Source organism: Glycomyces albidus (genome assembly GCF_009451885.1).
GTDB lineage: Bacteria > Actinomycetota > Actinomycetes > Mycobacteriales > Micromonosporaceae > Glycomyces > Glycomyces albidus.
Genome location: NZ_WIAO01000001.1, coordinates 200,234 through 222,073 on the forward strand (window position 1 = coordinate 200,234; position 21,840 = coordinate 222,073).

19 protein-coding genes are annotated in these 21,840 nt (G+C 72.0%); 11 read left to right on the forward strand and 8 right to left on the reverse strand.

The annotated features are described in order from the left end of the window. The first annotated feature begins 300 nt into the window (after positions 1 to 300). A complete protein-coding gene (locus GFD30_RS00975) occupies positions 301 to 738 on the forward strand; it encodes a hypothetical protein (RefSeq protein ID WP_153023341.1) in 438 nt (145 codons plus the stop codon). Between the two features lie 140 nt (positions 739 to 878). On the opposite strand, the gene GFD30_RS00980 is transcribed toward GFD30_RS00975, so the two are convergent. The 5 genes from GFD30_RS00980 to GFD30_RS01000 form a co-directional block, all read right to left on the reverse strand. After that, positions 879 to 1,481 (reverse strand): response regulator transcription factor, encoded by a 603-nt coding sequence (locus tag GFD30_RS00980; protein WP_153023342.1) that lies wholly within the window; start codon positions 1,479 to 1,481, stop codon positions 879 to 881. Positions 1,482 to 1,562: 81 nt separating this feature from the next. Beyond that, the gene (locus GFD30_RS00985) at positions 1,563 to 2,513 is read right to left on the reverse strand and encodes a DedA family protein (RefSeq protein WP_153023343.1); all 951 of its coding nucleotides are present in this window, start codon (positions 2,511 to 2,513) and stop codon (positions 1,563 to 1,565) included. 72 nt (positions 2,514 to 2,585) lie between these two features. After that, positions 2,586 to 4,826: an MMPL family transporter gene (locus GFD30_RS00990; RefSeq protein ID WP_322632802.1), complete on the reverse strand. Its 2,241-nt coding sequence runs from the start codon at positions 4,824 to 4,826 to the stop codon at positions 2,586 to 2,588. 137 nt (positions 4,827 to 4,963) lie between these two features. Continuing rightward, complete coding sequence (locus GFD30_RS00995; protein ID WP_153023345.1) at positions 4,964 to 5,605, reverse strand: acyl-CoA-like ligand-binding transcription factor; 642 nt, start codon at positions 5,603 to 5,605, stop codon at positions 4,964 to 4,966. Between the two features lie 74 nt (positions 5,606 to 5,679). After that, positions 5,680 to 6,708 carry a lactonase family protein gene (locus GFD30_RS01000; protein ID WP_153023346.1) on the reverse strand — a complete coding sequence of 343 codons (1,029 nt, stop codon included), beginning with the start codon at positions 6,706 to 6,708 and terminating at the stop codon, positions 5,680 to 5,682. Positions 6,709 to 6,813: 105 nt separating this feature from the next. On the opposite strand from GFD30_RS01000, the gene msrB reads away from it, so the two are divergent. Both msrB and GFD30_RS01010 read left to right on the forward strand, forming a co-directional pair. Continuing rightward, positions 6,814 to 7,224, forward strand: a complete 411-nt coding sequence (msrB, locus tag GFD30_RS01005) for a peptide-methionine (R)-S-oxide reductase MsrB (protein ID WP_153023347.1) — start codon at positions 6,814 to 6,816, stop codon at positions 7,222 to 7,224. A 226-nt stretch (positions 7,225 to 7,450) separates the two neighbouring features. Then, positions 7,451 to 9,046 carry a serine/threonine protein kinase gene (locus GFD30_RS01010; protein WP_153023348.1) on the forward strand — a complete coding sequence of 532 codons (1,596 nt, stop codon included), beginning with the start codon at positions 7,451 to 7,453 and terminating at the stop codon, positions 9,044 to 9,046. A gap of 248 nt (positions 9,047 to 9,294) precedes the next feature. Here the strand turns inward: GFD30_RS01010 and GFD30_RS01015 are convergent, their stop codons facing one another. Beyond that, entirely contained in the window at positions 9,295 to 9,630 is a 336-nt protein-coding gene (locus GFD30_RS01015; RefSeq protein ID WP_153023349.1) for a hypothetical protein, read from the reverse strand. A 191-nt stretch (positions 9,631 to 9,821) separates the two neighbouring features. On the opposite strand from GFD30_RS01015, the gene hrpB reads away from it, so the two are divergent. Continuing rightward, positions 9,822 to 12,329 (forward strand): ATP-dependent helicase HrpB, encoded by a 2,508-nt coding sequence (hrpB, locus tag GFD30_RS01020; RefSeq protein WP_153023350.1) that lies wholly within the window; start codon positions 9,822 to 9,824, stop codon positions 12,327 to 12,329. Here the strand turns inward: hrpB and GFD30_RS01025 are convergent. Then, positions 12,326 to 13,057, reverse strand: coding sequence for a M50 family metallopeptidase (locus tag GFD30_RS01025; protein WP_322632803.1), 732 nt, complete (start codon positions 13,055 to 13,057; stop codon positions 12,326 to 12,328). The genes hrpB and GFD30_RS01025 overlap by 4 nt on opposite strands. Positions 13,058 to 13,162: 105 nt before the next feature. Between GFD30_RS01025 and GFD30_RS01030 the strand changes: the two genes are divergently transcribed. From GFD30_RS01030 to GFD30_RS01055, 6 genes are all read left to right on the forward strand, one after another. After that, positions 13,163 to 13,618 carry a hypothetical protein gene (locus GFD30_RS01030; RefSeq protein WP_153023351.1) on the forward strand — a complete coding sequence of 152 codons (456 nt, stop codon included), beginning with the start codon at positions 13,163 to 13,165 and terminating at the stop codon, positions 13,616 to 13,618. A gap of 257 nt (positions 13,619 to 13,875) precedes the next feature. Next, positions 13,876 to 15,291: a glycoside hydrolase family 16 protein gene (locus GFD30_RS01035; protein ID WP_153023352.1), complete on the forward strand. Its 1,416-nt coding sequence runs from the start codon at positions 13,876 to 13,878 to the stop codon at positions 15,289 to 15,291. A 190-nt stretch (positions 15,292 to 15,481) separates the two neighbouring features. After that, a complete protein-coding gene (locus GFD30_RS01040; RefSeq protein WP_322632804.1) occupies positions 15,482 to 16,747 on the forward strand; it encodes an ABC transporter substrate-binding protein in 1,266 nt (421 codons plus the stop codon). A 130-nt stretch (positions 16,748 to 16,877) separates the two neighbouring features. Continuing rightward, entirely contained in the window at positions 16,878 to 17,831 is a 954-nt protein-coding gene (locus tag GFD30_RS01045) for a carbohydrate ABC transporter permease (RefSeq protein WP_153023354.1), read from the forward strand. A gap of 137 nt (positions 17,832 to 17,968) precedes the next feature. Continuing rightward, complete coding sequence (locus tag GFD30_RS01050; protein ID WP_153023495.1) at positions 17,969 to 18,799, forward strand: carbohydrate ABC transporter permease; 831 nt, start codon at positions 17,969 to 17,971, stop codon at positions 18,797 to 18,799. A gap of 22 nt (positions 18,800 to 18,821) precedes the next feature. Next, positions 18,822 to 19,853, forward strand: coding sequence for a LacI family DNA-binding transcriptional regulator (locus GFD30_RS01055; protein WP_153023355.1), 1,032 nt, complete (start codon positions 18,822 to 18,824; stop codon positions 19,851 to 19,853). Positions 19,854 to 19,948: 95 nt separating this feature from the next. Here the strand turns inward: GFD30_RS01055 and GFD30_RS26570 are convergent, their stop codons facing one another. Then, positions 19,949 to 20,092 (reverse strand): GPGG-motif small membrane protein, encoded by a 144-nt coding sequence (locus GFD30_RS26570; RefSeq protein WP_176953224.1) that lies wholly within the window; start codon positions 20,090 to 20,092, stop codon positions 19,949 to 19,951. Between the two features lie 115 nt (positions 20,093 to 20,207). On the opposite strand from GFD30_RS26570, the gene GFD30_RS01060 reads away from it, so the two are divergent. Next, positions 20,208 to 21,797 (forward strand): bifunctional 3'-5' exonuclease/DNA polymerase, encoded by a 1,590-nt coding sequence (locus tag GFD30_RS01060; protein ID WP_322632806.1) that lies wholly within the window; start codon positions 20,208 to 20,210, stop codon positions 21,795 to 21,797. The last annotated feature ends 43 nt before the right edge of the window (positions 21,798 to 21,840 follow it).

Consider the following 21,840-nt stretch of genomic DNA (forward strand, 5'->3'; position numbering starts at 1 on the left):
GGCAGTGCGGACTCCCGGGATCGGCCATGGTCGAGGCGGGGCGGTCAACGCCGGGAGAGCGAGCGCGTTTGAGGTAGGAGTGCTCCACCGGCGCTCGGAGCCTCCTCGAAGTGGGCTCCGGTGCTGCGGAGACGTCCGGGTCCGGGTGCGGCACAGGGAGCACAACGCAGGTGACTTCGGCTGTGCCACAGGGAGTCCTGTCGAAGCCGGAACACCGCAGGGGGTGGGGTTGGAGGTATCCGAACTGCATACCGCTGCGTCATGCGTCTTCCTTCCGCAGCGGGCGGTAGCGTCGGGCTGATGGAGTTCGAGCAGCCGAGCGCGTGTCGCTTGCACGGCGCTGGGATCGCGCCGCAGGAGCTGGTCGGTCGTCGCCTGGTGAGCGTCACCGCCTCCTGGTTCCGGCATGAGTGCGTCCAGCCCGCGGAACCTGTGGAGGTGTGGCTGACCGATGAGCGACACGAGTCGATCCGGATCACCACCGGCTCGGATTGGTGTCTGATCGTCGAGGCGTCCGAGCCTCACAGGGGCTACGACATGAGCGAAGCGGGCCGCGTCGAGGTGCGTGAGAGCAGCTGCGAGACGCCGTTCGGCGACCACATCGGGGAGCCCGTCCTCAGCGCAAGGGAGGACTGCGAGCCGTTCACCGGGCGCATGGCACTCGACTTGACCTTCCCTACCGGTCGAGTGCGCTGTGAGAGCTGGGCGGGTGACCTTCGTCTGCGGCATGCTTCATGAGCCCATGCTCGTCGCCCGTCTCTGCAACCTCGTCCGCGCCGCCCGCCCCGAAGCAGGTGGTTGACAACGCGACTCGGACGGCACCGCGGAACCGGCAGCGACCTCATCGGCCCACACGGCCCGACGCCTGCGGTCGCGGGTCAGATCCAGCCGGCCTCTTGGGCGATCCGGATCGCGTCGATGCGGCTGCGCGCGCCGGACTTGTGAATCGCGTTCGACAGGTGGTTCCGCACCGTCCCGACCCGCAGGAACAGCTTGTCGGCGATCTCGCACGTGCGCGCCCCGGTCGCGGCGAGCCCGAGGACCTCCCGCTCGCGCGGGGTCAGCGGGTTGGCGCGCGAGCGGATCGCGGCCAGGGCGATGTCGGCGTCGAGGACCGGCTCCCCGCGAGTGAGCTTGCGGATGCCCTCGACGAAGCGGTCGAAGGAGTCCCCGGTCGTCATGATGCCCACGCGCGGCGCGAAGCGGGTGAGCTCGGGCCGGACCTCGCCGGGCCGGCGCGGGTCCATCAGCAGCAGGACGTTCGACTCCGGCAGCGCCGCGCAGACTGAGGCCACGTGGTCGTGGGTCAGTAAACCGGCTTCATGCACCACGACGTGCGGCCGCACCCGGCGGGCCACCGCGATGACGTCCTCGCCTTCGGGGAGGTCGTGCACCGCCGCGATGTCGCGGACGCCGTCGAGGCAGCGCGCGAGCGCGGTCCGCCAAAGGTCCTGGTCGTGCTTGAGGAGAACCCGAATCATCGATACCCACCCGGTAACGTCGAGCGGACGACGCCCCCACCACACCGCCCTCGGACTACGGCTTCCCTGCCAGGCTTGAGGTTACCGGTCCCGATAGGACACTAAACATCCCCCGCGTGTCCGATCATTGACATATCGGCATCTATTCATACAAGTGTGCTTTGTTCCGTACGGTTGACGGATGCGCTCCAGACGAGAGAGCGCCATTGCGGGGCCCGTCCAACTTGGACGGGCCTCGCAATGTGTGACATGTGATGTACTACTGAAGCGACTTAAGGCGGCCTGCGCCGGACCAGCCGCGTCCGATCCCGACTCGGCCGCCGCATCCGGCACCGACTCGCCCACCGCATCCGTCGGCCTCGGACCGGCGTTCGCGAGCGGCACGACGCGCGCCCCCTCGGAAACCGACGCCCCGGCCGCGAGCGGCACCGCCGGCGCCGACTCGACGACCCGAGTCTGCTGCCAGTGCTTCGCCGCCCAGCCGAGGATCCCGCCCACCGCCAGCACCGTCAGGACCGAACCGAGGAGCGACTGCAGACCCGGCCCGGCGATCCAGGCGATGAGCAGGCCCAGACCGACCGTGTACACCGCCCACAGGACACCGCCCAGGGCCGCCATCCGCCCGTACGGCGCACGGCCCTCGCCCGCGGCGATCCACGCCAGCGTGGTCCTGCCCGCCGGAAGGAACCGCGCGATGACCGTCGTACGGTACGGATGCCTCGCCACGCTCTTCCCGAGCAGATGCTCGAGCCGGCGCACCGCGCGCATCACCGACCGGTCCGCCAAGCGCGCGACGAACCGCGGCGGCCGCCGCCGCAGCCCCGCCCGCACCGCGCAGAACACCTTGTAGCCCATGAACTCGCCGAACCACGACGAGCCGGCCGCGCCGACCAGGAGGACGGCGATCAGCCACGGATTCCCGAACACGAGCCCCGCCGCAGCGGTCACCAGGGTCGCGCTCGGCAGCATCGGAACGAAGAAGTCCGCCGTGATCATGCCGATGAGGATCACCAGCGCCCAGAAGAAGACCATCGGGTCCCCCGTTCACCGAACCCCCGCGGGGACCCGGGCCGGGGGTCGGCCCGAGTCCCCTTGGGGCATCGGCTACTTGGACGCTCCGACGAGCTCGCGCTCGTCCTCAGGGGCGTCCTTGGCGAGGTGCTGCTGGAGCCGCTCCCCCTCGACGTCGACGTTCGGCAGGATCCGGTCCAGCCACTTCGGGATCCACCAGGCGCCCCGGCCGATGAGGGCCATGACCGCCGGGATGATCGCCATGCGGACCACGAACGCGTCGAACACGACCGCCGCCGCCAGCGCGAAGCCCATCGCGGCGATGAACGACTCGGCGCTGAAGATGAACGCCGCGAACACGCTGATCATGATCAGCGCGGCCGCCACCACGACCCGCGAGGAGTGCCCGTAGCCCTCCACGATCGCGGCCTTGGGATCGGCGCCGTGCACGTACGCTTCCCGCACCCGCGTGACCAGGAAGATCTGGTAGTCCATCGCCAGGCCGAACACGAGGCCGATCATGAGGATCGGCATCATCGACATGATCGGACCCGGCTGGTCCACGTTGAACAGCTCCGCGCCCCAGCCCCACTGGAAGACCGCGACGAGCGCGCCCAGGGCCGCGAACACGCTGAGCATGAACCCGAGCGTGGCCATGAGCGGCACCAGGATCGACCGGAACACCAGCAGCAGGATCAGCGCCGCCAGACCCACGACGATGAGCATGTACGGCAGCAGCGCGTCGTTGAGGTTGTCGGAGATGTCGATGCTGATCGCGGTCGTGCCGGTCACCGCCCAGTCCGCGTCCGCGTCGTCGGCGAGGACGCCGCGGATGTCGTGCACGAGCTGGTTCGTGGCCTCGTCCGCCGGGGCGGTCTCGGGGATGACGTTGACCAGGACGGTGTCGCCGGCCTGGTTCGGGAAGGCCTGGCCGACGACGGCGATGCCGTCGATGCCGTTCAGCTCCGCGGTGACGTTCTCGGCGGCGGTGATCGCGTCGACCCCGTCGCCGAGGTCGCCCACGATCATGAGCTGCCCGTTGAAGCCCTCGCCGAAGCCCTCGCTGATCAGGTCGTACGCCTGCCGCTGCGTGGTCTCCTCACCCGAGGACCCGGCGTCGGGCATGCCCAGCTCGAGGTCGGTGGCCGGGTAGGCGAGCGCGCCGAGGCCGATGATCCCGATGAACGCCACCAGGATCGGGTGGCGGGTGACGAACCCGGCCCAGCGCTTGCCGCCGTTGGGCTTGGAGCCGTGGACGCCGGCGGCGATGCGGCGGCGCTGGCGTCCGGTGAAGACGCGCTTGCCGGCGAAGCCGGCGAACGCGGGCAGGAGGGTCACGGCGATGAACACGGCGATGAGGACGGTGATCGCGGCGGCCACGGCCATCTCGGTCAGGAAGGGGATGTTCACGACCGACAGGCCCAGGAGGGCGATGATGACGGTGAGGCCGGCGAAGAACACGGCCGAGCCGGCGGTGCCGACGGCGCGGCCCATGGCTTCGGCGCGGGCCTGCCGGTCCTCGACGCGGCCGTCCTTGGCCAGTTCGCTGCGGAAGCGCGAGAGGATGAACAGGGCGTAGTCGATGCCGACGGCGAGGCCGATCATCGAGGCGAGGGTGCCGGTGGATTCGCTGACGTTCATGAAGGACGTGGCGGCGAGGATGCCGGCGGTGGTGAGCATGACGCCCAGGACCGCGGTGATGATGGGCAGTCCGGCGGCCAGGAGGGCGCCGAAGGTGATGACGAGGACCACGAGCGCCACCGCGATGCCGATGAGCTCGGTCGCGCTGGTCTCGGGCATGGACTGGAGGACGTCGCCGCCGACTTCGACGCGGACGCCCTGGTCTTCGGCGTGGGCGACGGCGTCTTCGAGGTAGGTGACGGTGTCCTCGTCGAGCTCCATGGAGGGTTCGGCGTAGGCGACCTGCAGGACGCCGATGGTCTGGTCCTCGGCCGAGAGCATGCCGATCGGCTCGCCGTTCGGGCCGGTCGCGAGGGGGCTGGTGACGGAGGCGATCTGCGGGGAGTCCTCCATGACGGCGACGAAGTCGTCGATCACCGCGGCGTTCGACTCGGCCGTGAGGGGCTCGCCGTTCTCGGACTGGATCACGATCTGGGCGGAGCCGCCGTCGGCCGCCATTTCGGGGAAGCGGTCCTCGAGGAGGTCGAACGCCTCCTGGGATTCGGTGCCGGGGAGGACGAACTCGGGGTTCGTCTCCTGTTGCAGGGTGGCGGCCGCGGTGGCGACGCCGCCGACGATGAGGATCCAGACGGCGAGGACGAGCCATCGCAGTCGGTAGGACCCTCTGCCGAGACGGTAGAGGAAGGTGGCCACGGTCGGGTGCTCCAATCGGATGATTGGCCGGCCCCGCCTGCTGGGCTGTGCCAGCGGGTTGGGTGTGGTGCGGCGGGACCGGTCGGGTGGTGTTCGCCGACGGCGTCGTCGGCGGTGGGTTTCCTGGTGTTCCTTGTTCAGTTGTGGGGTCGGGCGTCCGGGGAGGTCTCGGGCGCGGGCGGCGGCTGGGTGATGCCGCGTTCGAAGACCGCGAAGGCTTCGGTGATGGTCTGGGCGAGGGTGCGGTCGCCGGGGTCGGCGATCCAGTGCTCGGTGGACGACTTCATGGTCACGAGCGCGGCGCCGAGGAGGAGCCGCGGGTAGAGGTCGTCCTTGCTGGTGCCGGTCGAGGCGGCGACGATGTCGATCGCCTCGGTGAAGAGGGCCATGAACTGGCCGGACTGCTCCTTGATGAGGGAGGGCGAGGCGTGGATGAGCTGCTCGCGGCAGCGCATGGCGTCGATGTCGAACTTCTCGTCGAAGCGCATGTCGATCATGGCGTCGCGGAAGGCGTGCCAGATCGGCTGTTTCCGGGAGCGCTCCCGGAGGTGGGCGAGGAGCTGTCCGGTGGTCTGCTCGAAGTCGTAGAGGAGGGCGGCTTCCTTGGAGGGGAAGTAGTTGTGGAAGGTGCGGGTGGAGACGCCGGCCTCGGCGGCGATCTCCTCGGCGGTGACGTTCTCGACACCCTGCTTCGCGATGGCGAGGCGGAAGGTCGCCTCGCTGAGGGCCGCCTTGGTGGCGGCCTTCTTCCGCTCGCGGAGCCCGGTGGATTCGGCCATGCCGCAACCCTAGTCGGGGTTGCCGGTGTTTACAAGATTCGGATGATGAAATTTTGCAGATCACGCAAGTTTTACTATGTGAGAGGCGCCACGCAGGTCACCCCGGGCACCGACCACTCCGTCACCGGCGGCCGCTCACCCGTCGGGTCCACCCGGGTCACCTGGCCGCCGTGCTGGCACGCCACCAGCACCGTCCCGTCGCCGGTGAGCACCGCGTCGCGCGGCCACGCCGCACCGACCGGCACCGACCGCACCAGGGCTCCCGCTACCGGGTCCACCACGGCGAGCTGGTCCGGGCCGCGCACGGTGATGTAGACGAGGCCGCGCTCGGGATCGGGCACCACCGCGGCCGGCAGCGGCCGCGGCGCCTCCTCGTCCAGGCCGATGTCCGGCATCGCCGCGTAGTCGACGGCCTCGCCGCTCGGCAGCGCCACCGGCGCCTCGAACGCGAACGTCGCCGACTCGTCGTCGTAGGCGCCGACCGCGAACGCGTTCGCCAGCTCGCCCGCGATCACCGCGCGGTCGCCGACGAACGCGAGGTGGCGGGGACCGAATCCCGGCTCGAGCTGCGTCGTGGCCGCCGGTGTCAGCTTGCCGTCCTCGCCCAGGTCGAGCGCGTGGATGCGATCGGAGCCCAGATCGACCACCAGCACGCGCGACATGTGACATACCACCTGGTGGGCGTGCGGCCCGGACTGGCGATCCGGGTCCGGACCCGAGCCCGACAGCCGGTACACGTCCACGGCCTCGCCGAGGGTGCCGTCCTCGGCGACCGGCAGCACCGCCACCGACGCCCCCGACCCGTCGCCGGCGCCGTAGTTCGCCACGAGCAGCCACCGGCCCGACGGGTCGACGGTCGCATGGCAGGGATTGTTGCCTTCCGTCGACCGGCCCTGGCCCGCGCGGTCCAGCGCGAAGTCCTCGCCGATCCGCCAGGCCGCCGCGAACCCCGGCTCGGTCTCGGTCAGGGTGTACACCGCGTCGGGCCCGACATGGACCCACGACGGATTCACCACCGCCGCCGGCTCGCCCAGCCCGTCGGGCCCGGCCGCGACCAGGCCCGGGCCGCCTTCAGTGGTGTAATCGCCAAGGAGGTACCGCATGCGCCGATCCTAGCGGCCCGCCCCCGGCCCGGCGCGCGCTCGGCCTCCCCCGCGCCGACACGCTGTCGGGGCCGGATCGCCGCTGCGGGTTCTAGACTGGAGGGCATGGGTCCTGAACGCGGAAACGACGAGCAGTGGCGTGAGAAGCTCACGCGCGACGAATACCGGGTGCTGCGCGAAGGCGGCACCGAGGCGCCGTGGACCGGCGAGTACGTCGACGAGAAGCGCCGCGGCGTGTACCGGTGCCGGGCGTGCGGATCGGAGCTGTTCGCCTCCGACACGAAGTTCGACTCCCACTGCGGGTGGCCGTCCTTCTGGACGCCTCTGGCCGGCGACAAGGTCCGCCTGCTGAGCGACGACAGCCTCGGCATGCAGCGGACCGAGGTCCGCTGCGCGAACTGCGACTCGCACCTGGGGCACGTGTTCTACGGCGAGGGCTGGGACAACCCCGAGGACGCCCGGTTCTGCATCAACTCGATCAGCCTCACACTGGAGCCCGAGACGCCCGCCGCGTAGCGGACTCCCCGAACGCCGACACGACCGACAACGGCGGAGAAGGAACGCCCCGCGCGGGCCGTCCCGCTTCGGCACCGCCTCATCCCGTTCCCGCCAGCGCCTTCGTGCACTCCCGCTTCGCGGCGTCCCGTTCACGGGACGCCGCGCGGGCTCGCCGAGGGCGTGTTCGCGGCACCCGACTAAGCTCACCCTCGTGCCCTGCTCCCGATGACGAAAGAGGCCGAGGGTGGAACCCGGGAACCTGATCGCTGGCCGTTACCGCCTAGAACAGCGCCTTGCCGCGGGCGGCATGGGCGCGGTGTGGCGCGGCACCGACACCCGGCTCAACCGCGTCGTCGCCGTCAAGCTGCTCCACTCCGGACTGTCGGGCAACGACCGGTTCCGGGCCCGGTTCCACCAGGAGGCGCAGGCGGTCGCCCAGCTGCAGTCGCCCGGGATCGTCGCGCTCTACGACTACGGCGAGGAGCACGCCCCCGAAGGGCTCGTGTCCTACCTCGTCATGGAGCTCGTGCGCGGCGAGGCCCTCGACAACGTGCTGCGCCAGCGCCGGCGCCTGTCCCCCGGCGAGACCCTGAAGATCATGGCCTCGGCGGCCGAAGCGCTCGACGTGGCGCACCAGGCCCACATCATCCACCGCGACATCAAGCCCGGCAACCTGCTCGTCGGCGCCGACGGCAGCGTCAAGATCGTCGACTTCGGCATCGCCGCGGCCAAGGGCGGCGCCGGGCTGACCGAGACCGGCACCGTCATGGGCACCCTCGCCTACGCCTCGCCCGAGCAGCTCCAGGGCGCGCAGCTCACCGGCGCGACCGACCTGTACTCGCTCGGCATCGTCGGCTACGAGGCCCTCGCCGGGCGCCCGCCCTTCGCGGGGAACGAGCCGACCGCGGCGATCGCCGGCCACCTCACCGGCCAGCCCGCCCCGCTCCCGCCCGACGTCCCTGCGCCGGTCGCCCAGATCATCATGCGCTGCCTGGCGAAGGACCCGCGCCAGCGGTTCGCCTCGGCCGCCGAACTCGCCCGCGTCTGCCGCGCCGGCGGCATGGGCGGCGGCACGACCGCGATCCTCGCCTCTCCTCCGCCGCCGTCCCCCGGATTCCAGGACCCCCAGTCGACGCGCGTCATGTCGCCCGGGGCCGCCGGGGCGATGGGCGCGGCCATGGGCGCGGGCGTCGTCCAGGCGCACACCAGCCCGCAGCAGCAGCAGTTCCTTGACGACTACGCCCCCGCCGCGGGCACCGGCCAGTACCGCACCGGCGCCGCCGGCGAGCGGCCCCTGCCGCCCCCGCGCGAGATGGAGGACGCCAAGCGCAACCCGACCGGCCCGATCCTCATCGTCGCCGCCGGGCTCGCGGTCATCCTCATCGCGTTCCTCCTCTGGTCGCCGTGGAACGACGAGGACGAGAACCCCTCGGCCGGCTCAACGGGCGACTCGACCGACGCCACGCAGGCCGTCGAAGAGCCCGAGACGAGCGCCGAAGAGGAGGAGAGCACCGACGAGGGCGACGGCGAGGACTCCGGCGACGGCGAAGAGGACGAAGAGACCACCGAGGAGGAGTCCACCGAAGAGGAGCCCGACCTCGTCGACCTCGACGACTTCCGCGGCTGGGACGTCAACGACGCCATCGAGCAGCTCGAAGGCGACGGCTTCACCGACGTGACCGCGAGCCCGACCGCTCCCGAGAGCGACGAGCACGACACCTGCGAGGTCCTCTACCAGACCCCCGAGAGCGGCAGCGAGGTCGGCTACGACACCGCGATCGAGTTCGCCTACGTCGCCAACGACGAATCCTGCCCCGACGGGGTCGTCGACGGCGCCTGACGGCGGACGGCGGTCATCACCGACCGCCGAACGGGGCGGAGAAACCCGGATCGGCTGAACGGGCGGTGGACGGACCCAGCGTCCGGCCGCCGCCCGTCTGCTCATCGATCGGTCTGCACATCGATGCGACCTGCCGGCCGCCTGAGGACGGGTTCATCCGAACGTCGTGGTGCCCAACGGGAAAGCACTCCCCCGGTACTGGAACCCTCGGGATCTCGAACCTCCGGGAACGGACGCCCCTCAGCCGGTCACCACTGGAACAGGCCGATGATCGTGTCCGACCGGAGCAGCAGGGCCGCGAGACCGGCACCGATCGCCAGGAACACGACGCCGGCGAACCGCTTCCCGAGCAGGAACTCCAGCACCGCGATCGCCAACGGCCCGACGACGAACAGGACCACCGCGGCCTGCATCGCCGCGACCCGGAGGTTGGTCACCAGAACGGTCTGATGGTGGTCGTCGGCGCCGCCTCCGCCGCCGAATCCCGCGATCCACAGAAGCCCGGAGCCGAAGAGCCAGACGGTGATCGCCGCGAGCACGACGACGCGGAGCCGCGACCCGGTCTCGGGAGAGGGGTGATCCATGAGCCTGCATGCTACCGGCGAACGACCGCGACCGGGATGCGCACCAGTGCGAGCGGGCCGAACGCGCCCGATACGCACGACCGGTCGAGCCGGGGCCGCCGGCGAGCGTCTGCCGAGGCGCGAACCGCAGTTCACGATGCGGCATCGCGACCGCGGTGCGGGGCGGCGGGGGCTCGGCGAGAATGATCGGCATGCCGCAACCGCCCGCGCTGCCCGACCTGCCGATCCGCGAATCGCTCCCCGCACTCCTGGAGGCGGTGGCGCGCACCGGGACCGCTGTGCTCGCCGCGCCGCCCGGGACCGGGAAGACCACGCTCGCGCCGCTCGCGCTCGCCGGACTCATCGAGACCGCGACCGGTGCCGGGCCGGGGCAGGTGACACGTGACATGCCACAGCGGCGGGTGCTCGTCGCCGAGCCGCGCCGGCTCGCCACCCGCGCGGCCGCCTCCCGGATGGCCGCCATCCTCGGCGAGCAGGTCGGCGAGCGGGTCGGCTTCCAGATCCGGGGCGAGACCCGCCGGTCCGCGGCGACCCGCGTCGAGGTCGTGACCACCGGGGTCCTGCTCAACCGGCTCCTGGCCGACCCCGAACTGCCCGGCGTCGACCTCGTCGTCCTCGACGAATGCCACGAGCGGCACCTCGAGACCGACACCGCCTGCGCCTTCCTCATCGAGTCCCGCCAGATCCTGCGACCCGACCTCGGGCTCGTCGCCGCCTCGGCCACCGCCGATGTCGCACTGTGGACCGGGCTGCTCGCCGGCGACGAAGGCCCCGCCCCCGCCATCGCCTCCGAGCCGATGCGCCACCCGGTCGCGATGCACTGGGCGCCGCCGCGAGAGCGCCTCAGCCCGCCGGACGGGATGCGGGTCGACCCCAAGTTCCTCGGTCATGTGTCACATATCGTCGGCCGGGCCCTCGACGCCGACGCGGGCGACGCGCTGGTCTTCCTTCCCGGTGCCGCCGAGATCCGGCGGGTGGCCGAACAACTCAGACACCTCGATTCCGATATACATCAATTGCACGGCTCGGTGTCGCCGTCCGATCAGGACCGGGCCATGCGCGTCGGCGAGCGCCGCCGGGTCGTCCTCGCCACCGACATCGCCGAATCGAGCCTCACCGTGCCCGGGGTGCGGATCGTCGTCGACGCCGGACTGGTCCGGCGTCCCGTCGTCGACCACGCCCGGGGCCTGCCGGGCCTGACGACCGCGCCCGCCTCCCGGGCCGCGGCCGACCAGCGCGCCGGACGCGCCGGACGCGAAGGCCCGGGCGCGGTGTGGCGGTGCTGGAGCGAAGCCGAGCACACGCGCCGCGCCGCCCAGCCCGTGCCCGACGTCGCCGCCGCCGACCTCACCGCGTTCCGGCTCCAGGCGGCCTGCTGGGGCACCCCGGTCGCCGACCTCGCGATGCCCGGTCCCCCGCCGGCCGGCGCGATCGAGGCCGCCGAGGCGACCCTGATCGCTTTGGGCGCCATCGACGAGCACGGCGCCGCGACCGACCGCGGCCGCGTCCTCGCCAAGGCCGGGCTCCACCCGCGCCTGGCGCGGGCGCTCGTCGACGGCGCCGCCCGGGTCGGCTCCGAGAAGGCCGCCGAAGTCGCCGCACTCCTCGGACTCGACAAGCGCGGCAAGGGCGACGACCTCCTCGCCCAGTGGCGGCAGCTCCGCACGAGCCGGGACCGCCGATGGGAGCACGAGGTCAAGCGCCTCGCCCGCGCCGTCCCGCGCATCGACCGGCAGGCCGGCGACGACGAGGCCGCCGCCACCGTCATCGCCCTGGCGTTCCCTGAGCGGGTCGCCAAGCGCGCCGGCGGCCAGTGGCGCACCGCGGGCGGGACCGGCGCGGTCTGCGCCGAGGGTTCGGCGCTCTCCGGCAGTGAATGGCTCGCCATCGCCGACGCCGACCGCTCCCCAGGCCGGGCCGCCGCGATGATCCGCGCCGCCGTGCCGATCGACGGGGACCTGGCCCGCGAACTCGTGGGCGAGCGGCGCGAGCAGCGCGTCGAATGGGACCGGGAGCGGCGGGACGTCGCGGCGCGGTCCGTGCGCCTGGTCGGCGCCATCGAGGACGCCGCCCGGCCGATCGAGGACCCCGACCCGGAGCTGGTCCGGGCGGCGCTGCTCGACGGACTCCGCGACGAGGGCCTGGGGCTCCTCGGCTGGTCCGCCTCGGCGCGGCGGATGCGGGAGCGGATGGCGTTCTGCCACCGGGAGGTCGGCGACCCGTGGCCGGACGTGGGCGATGCCGCGCTGCTGGCCGACCCCGCCTGGCTCGAGCCGTGGTGGAGCCGGGCGCGGCGCCGCCGCGACCTGGAGCGGATCGTCGCAGAGGAGGCGCTCAAGAACCTCGTCCCGTGGTCGGAGGACCTCGAGAAGACCGCCCCGCGCCGGCTGCGCCTCCACAACGGCATGGAGGGGACCGTGGACTACTCGACCGGGCACCCGGTCCTGTCGATGAAGCTCCAGCTCTTCTTCGGCGCGACCGCGATCCCGCGCATCGCCGGCGTCCAGGTGCAGGCGCACCTGCTCGACCCGGCCGGGCGGCCGCTCGCGGTCACCTCCGACCTCGAGTCGTTCTGGAAGGGCCCGTACGGGCAGGTGCGCAAGGAGATGCGCGGCCGCTACCCGAAGCACCCGTGGCCCGAGGACCCGGCGGCGGCCGAGCCGACCGCGTGGACGAACCGGCGGTTGCGCGGGGGTTAGAGCGAGTCGAGCCAGGTGTCGATCGGCAGGAGCATCCACGTGCCCCAGAACGCGGCCGCGATCGTGGCGAGCATGAACAGGAAGATCCAGAACGCGGCCGGGAACGGGGTGATGCCGGCGAGCTGGTCGGCGTCCGACTGGCCCGAGCCGCGGCCGCCGCGCCGGCGCGACCCCAGCTCCAGGACCGGCTTGACCGCGCCGAGCAGGAGCAGCCAGACGCCCAGGTACGCGGCGGCGGTCTGCACGATCGCGGTGCCGTACCAGGTCGCGGCGAACACGCCGGCGCCGACGACGAGGAGCGCCAGCGCCCCGTACCAGTTGCGGATGAACACCAGCATCACGGCCAGGAGCACGAGCGTGATCCACAGCAGCAGCACGATCCGGCCGGCGCCGACCAGCGCGGCGGCGCCGAGGCCGAGGAGGGCCGGGGCGGTGTAGCCGGCGACGAGGGTCATCGCGGCGCCGAACCCGGTGGGGCGGCCGCGCGAGAACGTGAGTCCCGAGGTGTCGGCGTGGAGGCGGATGCCGGTGAGGCGCCGTCGCATGAGGACGGCCATGAGCGCGTGCCCGCCCTCGTGGGCGATGGTGACCAGGCCGCGGGTCCAGCGCCACACCGGCGCGTAGAGGACGGCGGCGGCCGCTGCCGCGAAGCAGGCGAGCATGACGCCGACCGGCGGGGCGGACTGGGTCTGGGCGAGGGTGTCGATGACGGACTCGATCGGTGGCACGGGACCTCGTCTTCGGGGTGAAACGGACGCGCGGTGAAGGATGATCGTAGCGGCGGGCATATGGTAGAGGGGGAAGAGGCACCTCCTCCTGGAAGGACGGCCCCCATGGGCACCGACGACCGCACCGACCCGCACCTGGGCTTCCTCGAGATGAGCGACCGGCTCATGGAGGACCTGGCGGTGCACAACCTGAAGGCGCGCGAGCGGCTCCGGGAGGGGATCGCCTGGCTGGAGGCGCGGCGGGCGGATGCGAACGAGGCCGAGCACGCCGACATCGAGATCCTCGTGGCGCAGTGCCATGACGCGCTCAAGCGGATGGAGGCGCTGCGGGGCGCCTACCAGGACGTGCGGGCGATCAACGCGGCCGCGCACGCCGAGCACCTGGAGTGGCTGGACAAGCGGATCCTCGGCGGGACCGAGTCGCCCGGGGAGCGCGCCGAGCGCCAGCAGCGGCTGGAGCGGCTCCGGGAGGAGCGGCAGGCCCGCATGGGCGAGCTGCGGCGCCGGGCCGAAGACGCGCAGCGGCCGCCGCAGACCGACGGCGAGGACGGCTCCCGCTGACCGGGCGCCGGGCGCGGACCCGGCGGTGAACGTTCGCACCCGGAGTGCCTCCTGGGTCGGGTTCCGCTGAGCCGCAACGGCTCCCTTCGCGGCGGAGGGCCGCCGTCGATAACGGTTCGGTCACGAGCCATTGACATGTCCCTATCCACTCGGGTACGAATGAGTCCTGGACCAAATGAGAGAGCGCTCTCTCACCATGATCTGTTTGCAGATCAGCATGGAGAGAGCGATCTCTCCTCCCCGGCAAAGGAGCCGTCATGGCAGACGTTCAGACCTCCGTACGCACGAGAACCAGGCGGCGGCTCGCCCGCGCGATCGCCGCCGTGACCGCCGGCGCCGCACTCATCGCGAGCGTCGGCCTCGCCATCGCGACCGCCGGCGCCCAGACCCAGGACGCCGAGGCCGCGCAGGCCTGGAACCTCGTCTGGTCCGACGAGTTCAACGGGTCCGCGGGCCAGCTTCCCTCGACCGCGAACTGGCAGTTCGACATCGGCAACTCCTACCCCGGCGGGCCCGCGAACTGGGGCACCGGCGAGATCGCCTACCACACGAACAATCCGGCGAACGTCTCCATGGACGGCTCCGGGAACCTCAAGATCACCGCGCTGCGCGACGGCTCGGGCGCGTGGACCTCGGCGCGGATCGAGACCGCCCGCGCCGACTTCAAGGCCCCGGCCGGCGGCACCCTGCGGATCGAAGGACGCCTCCAGCTCCCGCAGGTCACCGGTGACGCCGCGCTCGGCTACTGGCCCGCGTTCTGGGCCCTCGGGTCGCCGTTCCGCGGGAACTACTGGAACTGGCCGGGCATCGGCGAGTTCGACGTCATGGAGAACGTCAACGGGCAGGGCACCGTCCACGGCGTCCTGCACTGCGGCGTCGCCCCCGGCGGGCCCTGCAACGAGTTCAACGGCCTCGGCGGGACCACCCAGTGCGGCGGGTCGTGCCACAACGGCTTCCACACGTACGCGTTCGAATGGGACGACTCCGGGCCGTCGGGCCAGCTCCGCTGGTACGCCGACGGGCAGCTCTTCCACACGGTGAACGAGAGCGCCCTGCCCGCGGACACGTGGGCGCAGATGACCGACCACGCCGGGTACTTCATCCTCCTGAACCTGGCGATGGGCGGGGCCTTCCCCGACGGGGTCGCCGGGCACGCGACGCCGACCGCGGCGACCCAGCCGGGCGCCTCGCTGCTGGTGGACTACGTGCGGGTCTACACCGCGGGCGGCTCGGGCGAGCCGACCGGCGAGCCGACCACGACGCCCGGCGGAGGCGGGAACCGCGACGCCTACGCCGCGATCGAGGCGACCTCCTTCAACGGGTCGTCGACCGGCCTGCCGGCCGCCGGCGGGGCCATCGGGCCGCTCGGCAACGGCGACTGGGTCCGCTACGACGACGTCGACTTCGGGTCCTCGAGCCCGCTCGACTTCACCGCCCGCGTGGCCTCGGGCGCCGCGGGCGGGGTGAGCGGCCTCGTCGAAGTCCGGATCGACTCGCGCACGGCCGCCCCGATCGGGACGTTCGCCGTGGCGAACACCGGCGGCTGGACCTCGTGGCGGGACGTGCCGGGGAACGTGTCGGCGGTGACCGGCGTCCACGACGTGTACCTGACGTTCACCTCCGGCCAGCCCCAGGACTTCGTGTCCGTGGACCAGTTCCACTTCCGGCGCTGACCCCCCGGTGTGCGGGCGGGCCGCGGCAAACGCGACCCGTCCGCACGGCCCGGGCAGTGGCACATCACATGTCACACATTGCTTGAGAGGGCGAATCCGACGGCGGCGAATCCTCGCCGCCAGAGAGCGCTCTCTCATCGCGCGCGAGCGTGAATCCCTCATCCGAGTCCAGAACGACAGTGGAGTACCAGTGAAGACAACCAGACCGATCCGCGCCGCGGCCGCCCTCGCCGCGGCCCTCGTCACCGCGGGCGGGCTCACCGCCTGCTCCGGCGGCGAGGACGACGGCAAGATCACCTTGAGCGTGGGCCTGTTCGGCGACTTCGGCTTCGGCCCGCTCTACGAGGAGTACACGAAGCTCCACCCCGACATCGAGTTCGAGGAGCGCATCTCCGAGTTCGCCGACCACCACACGAACCTGACCACGCACCTGGCCACCGGCTCCGGCGCGGCCGACATCGAAGCGGTCGAGGTCGGCTACATCTCGCAGTACACCGCCCAGCCCGACCGGTTCCACAACCTCCTCGACCTCGGCGCCGACGAGCTCGAAGGGCAGTGGCTCGACTGGAAGTGGCAGCAGGCGCTGTCGGCCGACGGCGAGTCGCTCATCGGCCTCGGCACCGACGTCGGCGGCATGGCCATGTGCTACCGCCGCGACCTGTTCGAGGCCGCCGGCCTCCCCGTCGAGCGCGACCAGGTGTCGGCGCTGTGGGCGCAGTCGTGGGAGGACTACGTCGCGGTCGGCGAGCAGTACACCGCCGACACCGGCGGGTACTTCTTCGAATCCTCCGGGAACATGTTCCGCGCCATGGTCGAACAGGCCGAGGAAGGCGTGTACGACCGCGAGGACAACCTCATCGTCGAGTCGAACCCGGCGATCGGCGAGGCGTGGGACCTCACCGTCCGCGCGATCGAGGCCGGCATGTCGAACCGGCTCGCGGCCTGGACCCCGGAGTGGAACGCCGGGTTCAACGAGGGCACCTTCGCCACGATCATCTGCCCCGCGTGGATGACCTCCTACATCGAGACGAACGCCCCCGACGCGACCGGGCTGTGGGACATCGCCACCGTCCCCGGCGGCGCCGGCAACATGGGCGGCTCGCACCTGGTGCTGCCCGCGCAGGGCGAGCACGCCGAAGAGGCGTACGCGTTCATCGAATGGCTCACCGCCCCCGAGCAGCAGCTCAAGGTGTTCGAGGCGACCGGGAACTTCCCGTCCACTCCGGAGCTGTACGAGGACCCGGCGCTCACCGGCCTGACCAAGCCGTACTTCAACGACGCCCCGGTCGGCGAGATCTTCACCGCCGCGGCGCAGGCCGTGCAGCCGCAGTACCAGGGCCCGCTCCAGGGCGACGTGCTCGCCACCATCGGCCAGGGCCTCGGCCGCATCGAGGACGGCAGCCAGACGCCGGAAGAGGCGTGGAGCCAGGTCCTCTCGGACCTCGAATCGTTCTAGCCCCAGAGCGGGGCGGCGGGCCCAAGGGCCCGCCGCCCCATCCGCCCCGCGTCCCCCCGCGACCGTGCCTCTTCCCACTGCCCCACCCCACCGCCCCTCCCCTGCTCCCTCCGACCGTGAAAGCGACCCGATGACCATCGCCGCCAAAGGGACCGGCACGCGAGGCGGCCCCACGGGCCTCCTGCGCTACCGCCTGGACCTGAAAGCCTCCCCGTACCTGTACATCGCCCCGTTCTTCGTGCTGTTCGCCGTGTTCGGGCTCTTCCCGCTCGCGTTCACCGCGTGGGTCTCGACCCACGAGTGGAGCCTGCTCTCCGACGAGCACGCCTTCATCGGCCTGGGGAACTACGAGACGCTGCTGAGCGACCCGTACTTCTGGAACGCCCTGGGGAACACCATGTCGATCCTGGTGCTCGCCACGGTCCCGCAGCTCTTCGCCGCCCTGCTGCTGGCGCACCTGCTCACGATGCGGCTGCGCGCGCAGACGTTCTGGCGCATGGGGATGCTCCTGCCGAACGTCGCCTCCGTGGTGGCGGTCGCGGTCATCTTCAGCCAGCTCTTCGGCCGCGACTTCGGGCTCATCAACTGGGTTCTGGAGTCCCTCGGCGCGGGCCGCATCGACTGGCAGGCCGGCAGTGCCACGTCACATGTCGCCATCGCGGTCATGGTCGCGTGGAAGTGGACCGGCTACAACGCCCTCATCTACCTCGCGGCGATGCAGGCCGTCCCGAGGGAGGTGTACGAGGCCGCCCACCTCGACGGCGCCTCGCGCATGCAGCAGCTCTTCCACGTGACCGTGCCGATGATCCGCCCGACCATCGTCTTCACCGTGATCGTCTCGACGATCTACGGCCTCCAGATCTTCGCCGAGCCGCAGCTCTTCGGCGGCGGCGGGCAGAACGGCGTCACCGGCGGCGCCTCCCGCCAGTTCCAGACGCTCACGCTCTACCTGTACGAGCACGGCTTCAACCGCGGCTTCGAGTTCGGCTACGCCTCGGCCGTGGCCTGGACGATGTTCGCCGTCATCGTCCTCGTCGCCCTCCTCAACTACCTGTTCATCCGCCGCATCAGGAGCGCCTCGTGACCGCATCCGACCTCGTCGACCTCTCCGCCGACAGCTCCCCCGGCGGCCGCGCCGCCGACGGCCGCGGCTCCACCGACTCCCGGCGGCCGGTCCGCACAGCCTTGCCGGGCCGGCCCGGCCGCCGGGCCCGGGCGCGCCTGCGCGCCCTCCGCGAGCAGCCCGGCCGCCTCGCCTACCTGACCCTGGTGGCGGTCCTGTTCTTCTCCGGGTTCCCGCTCTACTACAGCTTCGTCGTCGCCTCCCGGGACAACTCGGCGCTCGCGACCGTCCCTCCCCCGGTGCTGCCGGGCGCGAACCTCGTCGAGAACGTCGAGCGGGTCTTCGCCACCGTCCCGTTCGGGACGGCCCTGGTGAACTCGGTGATCGTCAGCGGCACCGTGACCGCCTCGGTCGTGTTCTTCTCCACGCTCGCCGGTTTCGCGTTCGCGAAACTGGAGTTCAAGGGCGCCAAGGTGCTCCTGGTGTCGGTCGTGGCGACCATGATGGTGCCCGTGCAGCTCGGCGTCATCCCCCTGTTCATGCTCATGGTCGAGCTGGAGTGGACGGACACGCTGTGGGCCGTCATCGCGCCGGGCCTGGTGAACGCGTTCGGCGTGTTCTTCATGACCCAGTACCTGCGCGGGGCGCTCCCCGGCTCGCTCATCGAGTCGGCCCGGATGGACGGGGCCTCGACGTTCCGGATCTTCTGGCAGATCGTCATGCCCGCGGCCCGGCCGGCCGCGGTCGTCCTCGGCGTGCTTACGTTCCTGACCGCGTGGAACGACTACTTCTGGCCGCTCATCGTCCTCTCCAGCCCCGAGAACCAGACCGTGCAGGTGGCCCTGTCGACCCTCTCGGGCGGGTACGTGACCGACCAGTCGCTGGTCCTGACCGGGACGATGCTGGCTACGCTTCCACTGCTGGCGGTGTTCGCGCTCTTGGGCAAGTACATGATCAGCGGGATCATGCAGGGCGCGGTCAAAGGCTGACACGGAGACGGAGGCGGACGCGATGCGGCGTGCGGAAGCGGGACCGGTGCGGAGCCCGCGCCAGGGCCGGCCGACCCTGGAGGAGGTCGCCGAACGGGCGGGAGTGTCGCGCGCGACCGTCTCCCGCGTGGTGAACGGCCAGACCACGGTCAACGAGGAGCTGCGGCGGGCGGTCGAGGCCGCCGCCGCCGAGCTCGGGTACGTCCCCCACGCCGCCGCGCGGTCCCTGGTGACGCACCGGACCGACTCGGTGGCGCTCATCCTGCCGGAGTCCCCGAACCGGGTGTTCTCCGACGACCAGTTCTTCCCCAGCGTCATCCGCGGGGTCGCGACCGAGCTCGACGCGGCCGGGAAGCTCCTGGTCCTCATGACCACCGGGTCCCCGGAGGCGCGCCAGCGCGCCGAGCGGTACGCGGTCGGCGGCCACGTCGACGGCGTCATGTTCGCGTCGCTGCACGACGCGGACCTGCTGCCGGAGCTGATGATCCGCCGCGGCGTCCCGGTGGTGTGCAACGGGCTGCCGCAGCTCGAGGCGCCGTGCATCGACGTCGACCATGAAGGCGGCGTGCGGGCGGCGGTGGAGTACCTGGTCGCGCAGGGCCGGCGGCGGATCGCGACGATCGCGGGGCCGCTGGACATGGTCGCGGGCCGGGCCCGGCTGGACGGCTACCGGGAGGCGCTCGCGGCCGCCGACCGGCGGGCGATCGTGGCGGTCGGGGACTTCACGGCCGAATCGGGGCAGACCGCGATGCGGCAGCTTCTGGCGGACGAGCCGGAGCTGGACGCGGTGTTCGTCGCCTCGGACCTGATGGCGCACGGGGCGCTCCAGGCGCTGCGGGACGCGGGGCGGCGGGTCCCCGAGGACGTGGCGGTGGTGGGGTTCGACGACATCGCTCTGGCGTCGTACTCGGATCCGCCGCTGACGACGGTGCGGCAGCCGATCGCGGAGATCGGCCGGACCATGGCGCGGACGATGCTGCGGGTCCTGGAGGGGTCCGAGGTGGCGCCGATGACGATCCTGCCGACCGAGCTGGTGGTGCGCGAGTCGGCTTGAGGGCGCGCTGGAGCCCGGTCCGCACTCGCGGACCGGGCATCGGTCCTGTCGGGGCCGCGACCGCGCGCCCGCCGGGCGCGTGCGGTGCGGCCTTTCTAGGTGAAGACGCTCACCCCGCCGGGCCCGACGAGCAGGCCGACGATGATGACCACGATCCCGAGGAGTACCTGGCCTCGGAAGATCATGTAGATACCGTAAACCACGAGAAGGACCGCAAGGATCCAGAGAATCAGTGCCATGCGGTCCGTGTACCCATAGGCCCGAGGAATATGTCTACAATCCCCGAACTACTCTCCGTAGCCTCTCCAGTGCGCGCGGGGCCGGATTGTCGGTGGGGTGTGCTCCACTGGTGTCGTGGAGGTCGCTCTGGTGCACGGGAGGGCCGGGGAGGGCTGGACGATGCCCCTGCCCGGCGGCGCGGTGACCCGCCACCCGGATCTGGCGGCCGCGGTGCGCAAGGCCGAGGCCGAGGAGCCGCCGCGGTGGGTGGTGGCGGACGCGGCCCGGGACTACCCGCCGCTGATGGCGGCGGGGGCGCGGCTGGACCGGGTGCGCGACCTGCGGTTGGCCGAGCGGATCCTGTCGCGGGTCGAGGCGCACGAGCCGCCGGCGTACGTGGTCGAGTCGGATCCTGACGCGGGGACGCTGTTCGAGCGCGAGCCGGGGCCGGTGGACGGGCCGGCCGAGCTGACGCGGCTGCAGGCGGCGTGGCTGGACCAGCGGCGGCGGACGGCGAACGCGGCGATCCCGGGCCTGGGGGCGCTGCTGGCCGCGGAGTCGGCGGGGGCGCTGGTCGCGGCCGAGATGGGCCGCACGGGCGTGCCGTTCGACCGGGAGGTCCACGACCGGCTGCTGCGGGACCTGCTGGGGCCGCGCCCGTCCAAGGGGATGCGGCCGCGCAAGCTCCAGGCGCTGGCCGACCGGGTCGCGGAGGCGTTCGGGCACCAGTTGAACCCGGATTCGACGAAGCAGGTCCTGGCCGCGTTCCATGCCGCCGGGGTCGATGTGAAGACCACGCACGCGTGGGAGCTCCATTCGGTGGACCATCCGGCGGTGGAGGCGCTGAAGGTGTACCGGGAGCATGCGCGCGTGTGGAGCGCGTTCGGCTGGAACTGGGCCGACGCGTGGGTGCACGACGTGGAGCGGGACGGGCGGACGGCGAGCCGGTTCCGGCCGGTGTACATCGTCGGCGGGGCCGACACGGGCCGGTGGGGCACCGACGGCGGCGGGGCGCTGCAGCTCCCCCATTCGGTGCGGGAGGCGATCCGGGCCGACCGGGGCTGGAAGCTGGTCGCGGCCGACGCGGCCCAGTTGGAGCCGCGGCTGCTGGCGGCGATCAGCGGCGACCGGGCGATGATCGCGGCGACGGCGGCGGACGACCTGTACACGGAGTTGGCGCCGAGCCTGGGCGGCGAGCGCGGGAAGGCGAAGATCGCGCTGATCTCGGCGATGTACGGGGGCACGGCCGGGGATGCGCGGCAGCTGGTGCAGCTCATGCGGGACCGGTTCCCGGACGCGTTCGAGCGGGTCGAGTCGGCCGCGCGGATCGGCGAGAAGGGCGGCCTGGTGCGGACCTGGCTGGGGCGGACGGTGCCGGCGCCGAGCGAGCGGTGGTGGCGCAAGCTCAGTTCCGAGGACGGCACGAAGGCGGCGGCGAGCCGGGGCCGGTTCACCAGGAACTTCATCGTGCAGGGGACGGCCGCGGAGTGGGCGCTGGTGCTGCTGGCGCTGATCCGGCGCGAGCTGCACGTGCACGGCCTGGGCGAGTTGGTGTTCTTCCTGCACGACGAGGTGATGGTCCACTGCCCGGCCGAGCGTGCGGCGGAGGTGTCGGCGGTGATCGAGCGTGCCGCCGCGGAGGCGACCCGGACGCTGTTCGGTGCGATGCCGGTGCGGATCCCCCTGCGTCCCAAGGTGGTCGACAGCTACGCGCAGGCGAAGTGACCGGCTCGCGCGGGGGCCGGCCGACCGGCCGCGAGGAGGAGCC